Origin of the sequence: Vibrio fujianensis, assembly GCF_002749895.1 — a bacterium.
GTDB classification, from domain to species: domain Bacteria; phylum Pseudomonadota; class Gammaproteobacteria; order Enterobacterales; family Vibrionaceae; genus Vibrio; species Vibrio fujianensis.
Window position 1 is genome coordinate 369,846 of record NZ_NBUS01000041.1, and the last position, 5,290, is coordinate 375,135.

General features: G+C 39.7%; 4 protein-coding genes. 3 read left to right on the forward strand and 1 reads right to left on the reverse strand.

Translation table 11 applies throughout. The annotated features are described in order from the left end of the window. The 3 genes from fruA to B7C60_RS08855 form a co-directional block, all read left to right on the forward strand. On the forward strand, window positions 1-1,366 hold a 1,366-nt coding region (fruA, locus tag B7C60_RS08845), incomplete at its 5' end, for a PTS fructose transporter subunit IIBC (RefSeq protein WP_245869039.1). A 521-nt stretch (window positions 1,367-1,887) separates the two neighbouring features. Next, complete coding sequence (locus tag B7C60_RS08850) at window positions 1,888-2,307, forward strand: universal stress protein (protein WP_099611327.1); 420 nt, start codon at window positions 1,888-1,890, stop codon at window positions 2,305-2,307. Window positions 2,308-2,714: 407 nt separating this feature from the next. Beyond that, window positions 2,715-3,908 carry a hypothetical protein gene (locus B7C60_RS08855; protein ID WP_099611328.1) on the forward strand — a complete coding sequence of 398 codons (1,194 nt, stop codon included), beginning with the start codon at window positions 2,715-2,717 and terminating at the stop codon, window positions 3,906-3,908. Window positions 3,909-4,774: 866 nt separating this feature from the next. On the opposite strand, the gene B7C60_RS17225 is transcribed toward B7C60_RS08855, so the two are convergent. Further along, window positions 4,775-5,290, reverse strand: a 516-nt coding sequence (locus tag B7C60_RS17225; protein WP_216639317.1) for a hypothetical protein, incomplete at its 5' end; no start/stop codon positions are given.

Here is a 5,290-nt window from a genome sequence, read left to right on the forward strand (position 1 = left end):
TGTTGCAATTACCGCATGCCCAACTGGGGTTGCTCATACCTTTATGGCCGCAGAAGCTCTAGAAGAAGAAGGTAAACGTCGTGGCCATCAAATCAAAGTAGAAACGCGTGGCTCAGTAGGGGCAAAAAATCAGTTAACTGCGCAAGAGATTGCTGAAGCTGACTTAGTGATCATTGCTGCTGATATTGAAGTGCCGTTGGATCGCTTTAATGGTAAAAAAATGTACCGCACCAAAACGGGGCCTGCATTGAAAAAAACCGCAGAAGAAATGGATAAAGCCTTTACAATGGCAACCGTTTATCAGCACTCAAGTAACACAAATAATAATACGACCGAAGAGAAAAAAGGGGTCTATAAACACCTCATGACAGGGGTATCACATATGTTACCCGTGGTGGTTGCTGGTGGCTTGATCATCGCCCTTTCTTTCGTCTTTGGCATCGAAGCGTTCAAAGAGGAAGGCACACTTGCCGCGGCGTTGATGTCTATTGGCGGGGGATCTGCTTTCGCATTAATGATTCCTGTTCTCGCTGGTTATATTGCCTTCTCTATTGCTGACCGCCCAGGTTTAGCACCGGGTTTAATTGGCGGTATGCTAGCAAGTTCAACGGGAGCCGGTTTCTTAGGTGGAATAGCCGCAGGTTTCATCGCAGGTTATTCTGCAAAATGGATTTCCGATCATGTTTCTCTTCCACAATCGATGGAAGCATTAAAACCGATACTGATCATTCCTTTTATTGCTAGCTTGGTCACGGGTTTGGTGATGATTTACATCGTCGGAGGTCCGGTTTCTAGCATTATGTCCGCCATGACAGAGTTTCTAAATAGCATGGGTTCAACTAATGCAATATTGCTTGGTATTATTCTTGGAGCCATGATGTGCTTTGACTTAGGAGGCCCAGTCAATAAAGCAGCCTATACTTTTGGTGTCGGCCTGCTGGCTTCACAAACCTATGCACCGATGGCGGCGATCATGGCGGCGGGTATGGTTCCTGCACTAGGGATGGGATTAGCCACTTTTCTTGCTAAAGACAAATTTGAAGCGGGTGAACGTGAAGCAGGAAAAGCTTCATTTGTACTTGGGCTGTGTTTCATCTCTGAAGGTGCCATTCCTTTTGCTGCGAAAGATCCTATGCGTGTTATTCCTGCCTGTATGGTGGGCGGTGCATTAACCGGTGCATTATCTATGTTATTTGGAGCTAAATTAATGGCACCACACGGCGGCTTATTTGTGTTAATGATTCCAAATGCGATTACACCTGTAATCATGTACTTAGTCGCTATTGCTGCAGGAACTCTAGTAACAGGCGCTGGCTATGCTTTCCTAAAATCTCGCGCAAACAATAAACTTGCCACGACTGCTTAACTTCCTTTATACCCAAACAACTTGGAGTTGCAGGTAGGCGGCAAGTGAGTGACAAATTTGTCTGGAACAAATTTGAACAGCCGTAGACTGGCCTTTGGTGAGAGCCACGGATGGCTCTCATCATCTCCATGAGCATAGACAGGCTATGCGATTGGGGTGAAAGAATGTAGCCAATCCCTCTGCCGCTTCAAGTCGGAAGGGGATATAACTCGTAGCAATGCATTGACGCCTCGCCAGTGAGCGTATTCTCGCTGGCTTTTTCCTTTTATTTTCCGAAAAAACGCCCTAGTGAATCGCAACTCAATGTTTTCAGCCACTTTCTACATTTTCTATTGTTATAAGAATAAATCGCTTTAGAAACAAAAAATCAGTATTGCTCATTTATACGCTTGTCAAACGACTCGGCGCACTAAATTGCGCGTTTATTAAACAATAACTTTGCTGTTTTGCAACCACGTCGACACTATTTTTTCGCATTACCATTATGATAAAAGTAGTTTCCCCAATACAGGAGTGTAGTCATGGCATACCAACATATTTTAGTTGCACTGGACTTGTCTGATGACAGTCAATTACTTATTGATAAAGCAATTTCATTTGCCAAACAACTTAATGCCGATGTTTCTCTGATCCACATTGATGGCGCTATTGGAGAAATCTATCCAGATTTAGTAGATATTCAGGCTAATCCTGATCATCGACCATTAACGGAGCATTCCAATCACCGTCTAAGGGAGCTGCAAAAATATACTAACTTCCCCATCCAACACTTTTATGTCGGAACAGGCGATTTAAGTAATAAGTTAGAAAAGATCATCAATGAGAATGGTTTTGATCTACTCATTTGTGGACATCACCATGACTTTGTTAGTCGACTACTTTCTTATTCTAGAAGCCTGATCAACCACTCTCCTATAGATATATTGGTGGTTCCTATGTAGCGGTTGACCTAATAAATATCCAATTGAGGGGTACGGTAACTTCGGTATCACGTAATCACTAGAGGGAATTGCTCAGATGCCCTTATTACGCATACTCCAAAGGATACATCTTCGATTGGTATTATCTATCGCCCTAACCAGTTTGGTTCGCCTACTCCTGTTGCCGATAAACGGATACTAAAAGTGAGTTTCATCAATCATACGATGCAATCTCCTCAATAGCCGTTTATCAGCAGCTAATACCACCTTAGCTTTAAAGTGGTTTCTACATTTTCTCGTCATAATCTGATCCAATCTTTCTGGGGACAATGAAAACAAAGTAATCATTTAAAGTCATGTTAAAAAATCGACAGCCTCTTCTCAATTTTTGATATATTGCTATCATCATATTATTTTTGTGAGTTAACATGCTGCAACATCAATACAGTGAGTCTGCGTGGACTGGGAAGCAACCAGACTGTTATGAACCAGATTTGTCAAATTTACCTAAATTACCGCTAACACCACCTTGGTTAAAAGAACTTAGTGTAGGACTTAATTGTCTCTATGTTTTGGTTATAATCATGGTAACTCTTTCTATTATTGCTACATTAATTTTACTCTTTAGCTCTGGTTTTTATGTCGACCGTATACTGATTAATTCAATGATGAAACCTCTGGTTATCGCTTGGTTGATTAATCTAATTCTTATCGTTATTACTGTCTTTTTATTCCGAACTCAAAAAAAACATCGAGAGCATTGTGAAATGAAATATGACGATCTTGCTCATAATTTTACACAATCCATGCTGATATATAAATGGGTCTATAATGGCATGAGTATTCCCACTACTACAATGGGTTTTATGGAATTAACTCCGAGCGTTTGGAAGCAACGAGGAATGGCGGATAAATTTGGACGCACGTTTTTTGATTGGAACCATATAAAATTAACCGTTTATGATTATTCGACCACTCGTTTTAAAAAGTGGCTTAAAATATGTAGGAAGGCTAATTTTATCATTTTTCCACTGCTTGGCTGGTCTTATATTATGCAGATGATTCATGAAGATGTATTCCTTCCTCCTTATATTCTGTTACTGGTATTACAAACGTTATTGTTGTTTTCTGGACGTTTTATATACGCTAGAGAAAAGCAGGTAAAACTTTATGAATACAACCGACATACTGGGCAAGTAAGCAAGTTTGATCCATCAGGAAATCAATTATGGAGTTATCCTTTTTCAGAATTTAATATGTATGTGAGATACCAGCCTGGTTCCGGGCAGGCCGATCGCAGCCCTTCCTATATTCCTTATATGATTCATCGCTATTCACCACACTGGAAAGTGGAAGACATTATTAGTTTTAATCCTCCTTGGACAACGCATTCTGACAGGCAAAGTACCAAAGAGTTAATGGATACTTTGATAGCCTTTATGAATGTTACATTACCGTTACCACAGTGTCTTGCGTTGCAGGCGTGCCGACATTTAGATTCAACGACACAGAGATTAGAATCAACTGAAGCTGGCAATAGAATCGATTTTTTATCTATGTCAGATAAAGAATACAAAGACATGCTATTTCAAATTTGGAAGGCGAGGCAAAGTGCTTATTGAGTTGTTTTTGCTATTCCATACCACACGAGTTTCAAAAACAGGCCAGCAACACTTTCTAATCCCATATACTCACCAACGAATTGCTCATTTTGGATAGCCGTAGGTAACTTTTGATGTAATAAACAATCGTTTCGCTCAAGACTATTTTTTAGCAGTGGCTCATTAAAAACGAAGCAGATTCCTGACGATTGATCTTCGTAATGAGTCCACATTCGTTATTTTTCTTCGACATCCTTACCTTTTTCGTCGGTCGCCATATAGAGCATTGCTTTAACTTTTCAATATCTGGTACACAGTCGATAATTACAGGAGTATCACTGGGCAAAAGTCCAAACATTTTTTCTGTCGCGTTGTTAAACTTGTCAAGTGACGAGTATAAGGAGTGCTTCTTTAGTGCTGCAAGTGAATTCAAGTTAACTGTTTGAAATGTGTATAATACCACTTTTGTCCCCAGTGCTTATAACGCCGAGTTAGGTAGTGAGTCACGCAGACCACTGCACTTAACGTATTGTGTCGTATAGACTAAAACTGAAGTAAGTTCAAAATGCCGAGCGTGTGGAATCTGCCTTAAATGCTGGTATGTATTTCCAAAAATTCGACGGAAGGCATTTTGAGCAGATAACCAATAAGGCCAAAGCTAGCAACTATGACCACATCGGCATATTGAGTCTGGAATTTAACGTCTCGCGTCTCTCAAGCTCAAACCAGTAATATTTCTCGTAATACTCTACTCGCTTATCTATGTCCAAAACTTACCTCAATTTCAAAGAATCATAATACCCGCTTAAGGGGTAAGTAATGTACTGAAAAAGCTACCGCATACTATCGTAGTCACGAAACTCATCTCATGCTGAAAATGCTATACATTACGAATCCTTCTTAAGCAGTTTGTTGGTTTTTTCGGACTCGAAATGCTTGAGCAGTTTTTCTACGCTGAATTTAAGTAATAGCTTGTCGATATCAGTAAATTCTCCTTCATTTATGATTATTTCATTTAGTTGATAGCCAGAATCTAACTGGACAAGGTACTTTTTAAAATCGATTTGCTTACTAGTTTCGTTAAAAATTGTTGCTAACTCGGGTTCATTTATAGTGATCGAATCTATCTTCCACTTAAAACCAGTCCGTTTAATCACAAATAGCTCGGTTACATAGTCGAGATCATTTGATAGCTTAAAAAAACTACTTTTCTCAGTCTGTGACAGGTTTAAGCTAACCCTTATCCCTTGATTATTGATAAAAGGAAACCAATAATTTTCTTTTTTGAGATTGATGAAAAAATTGCTACCGTTAAATAAATCAAATCTCTTCAGCAAGCTAACAGTGAAAACAAACATATCTTGATCACAGTGTGAATCGAAGTTTTGGGCGTTATCAGTAAC